The 2,015-nt window shown below is 69.8% G+C and carries 1 protein-coding gene and 2 pseudogenes; 2 read left to right on the top strand and 1 reads right to left on the bottom strand.

What is annotated here, in order from left to right:
- Positions 1–98, bottom strand: a pseudogene (locus FMEAI12_RS40425) (IS5/IS1182 family transposase); the annotation flags it as partial.
- 106 nt (positions 99–204) lie between these two features.
- On the opposite strand from FMEAI12_RS40425, the gene FMEAI12_RS35450 reads away from it, so the two are divergent.
- Positions 205–1,221 carry a DUF2889 domain-containing protein gene (locus tag FMEAI12_RS35450; RefSeq protein WP_112109213.1) on the top strand — a complete coding sequence of 339 codons (1,017 nt, stop codon included), beginning with the start codon at positions 205–207 and terminating at the stop codon, positions 1,219–1,221.
- Positions 1,222–1,344: 123 nt separating this feature from the next.
- A pseudogene (locus tag FMEAI12_RS35455) lies at positions 1,345–1,890 on the top strand (helix-turn-helix domain-containing protein); the annotation flags it as partial.
- Positions 1,891–2,015 lie beyond the last annotated feature (125 nt).

Raw genomic sequence — 2,015 nt, forward strand, 5'->3', positions numbered from 1 at the left:
CCACCACCCTGGTGGCGGGTCTCGAACCGGGGCAGCAGCGGTTCCACCAGCTCCCACAGATCGTCCGGGACCAGCCGCAGAGCGAGGCTGCTCTCCATCACATCCATGATCAGATATGTACCCGCAGCCGCCACACAAGACACGCTCTTAACCACACCGAGGCGGTACGACAGCTGCGGGGGCACCCCCGGCGATGGAGGCTCCATGAGCACGCAGGACGCACGCCCGGCATCCGCCACGCCGACGCGTAGGCGGGGCTCGGTACGACGGACCACGACCCACGACTCGCTGCGGCCGGGCGGGCTACTCGGACCGGTCACCGTCATGGCGCGCGGTCGTGACCTGCGCACCGCGCCCGACGGCGGAAGTACCGTTCTCGGCACGGCACGCCTTGACCTGGAGGTGGGCTACCCGCAGCGGCTCGTACGGCGGATCGCCGGTGACCCGTCTCACCCGGGTCTGACGGCGCTCGCGGGGGTAGCGGTGTCTGCCGGTTTCCGGCAGGCCGTCGACGCCGCGATGCCGGGCGAGCGGACGTCGCGGTCGGTGCGGTTCCAGCTCCTCGACGATCTACCGACGGCACTGCTCGTGAGTGGTTACGCGGTGCAGGCCGCCGGCGCGCACCGCTCTCGTCCCAAGCTCACGCTGCAGTATCCGGACCTCTGCGCCGGCTGGGTGGCCGGAGGCACGCTCGTGTCCGGATTCGCCGGGACCGGTAAGATCCCGGTCCACGTCGGTCCGCATGCGCCGTCGGTCGACTCCGACGACCCGCTCGGCTGGCACACCTTCGACCTGCTCCCTCCGCACGGTATGCGCCGTCGTCGCCGGCTCGACGTCTGGAGGGAAGGCGAGATCGCCGCGGTGGAGTGTTTCTTCCGCGACAGTCACGTGGATGACGACGGCGTCGAGACAATCGTGCACGAGTACACGGTCCATGCCACTGGCGATCCAGCGACACGGCGGTTCCTGTCGTGCGAAGCGGACATCGGTGCCCTCCCGTGGCCGGAGTGCCCCGCAGCGGCGGCCAGCGCCACCCGCCTGGCGGGCGAGGCGGCCGAGGGCCTGCGCGGCCGGGTACGCGACACCTTTGTCGGCCCGTCCACCTGCACGCACCTCAACGACACCCTGCGCTCGCTCGAGGACGTCATGGCCCTGCTGGAACGAGTGGACGACGCGCAGGAGCAGGTCCGCACCCGACCGACAGGTGGCCTCGCCAGCTGACGCCGCCACGGGTCAGACCCGGACAGACGGATCATCCAAAGCTCCTGTGGGGTGCCAGAAGTCGGCCTGGGCCCGTGAGCTGGGCTGATGCGGCGGAGCGGACTGTCGGCATGATGGTCAGTTATGTCCATCCGCCTGCTCTATCTGATCTTCGTGCGGGTGTGTGGCTGGCTGGTTCTCCTCGGCCGCTCGTCGGCGTCCAAGGACATCGAGCTGCTGGTGCTGCGACATGAGGTCGCGGTGCTGCACCGTACCCAGCCGAAGCCCCGGTGGGACTGGGCGGACCGGGCGGTGCCCGCCGCACTGATCCGACTCCTGCCCAGGGCGCTGCGGGCGCACCGGCTGGTCACTCCCGGCACCGTTCTGCGGTGGCACCGCCGCCTGGTCACACGGAAATGGACCCACCCGCACCGGACGGGACGGCCACCGATCAGCCCGGAGATCGCCACGCTGATCAAGCGGCTCGCGACCGAGAACACGACATGGGGCTACCAGCGGATCCAGGGCGAGCTCCTCACACTCGGCCACCGGGTCAGCGCGTCCACGATCCGCCGGGTCCTGACATCCCTGGGGCTGCCCCCGGCACCGACACGGCAGACCGACACCACATGGCGACAGTTCCTGCGCACGCAGGCAGCGACGATGCTGGCCGTGGACTTCTTCCACGTGGTGCGACGCGAGGTCGCAATGTGTGAGTGAGCGGAACGAAAGGAGGGTCGACGTGGTCGACGATTCGGCTCCGGGCTAGTGCTCACAGCCCGTCCCCGCCTCCGGCATGCGTCGCGTATGCACTC

It is taken from the genome of Parafrankia sp. Ea1.12 (assembly GCF_900465275.1).
Taxonomy (GTDB): Bacteria; Actinomycetota; Actinomycetes; order Frankiales; family Frankiaceae; genus Parafrankia; species Parafrankia soli.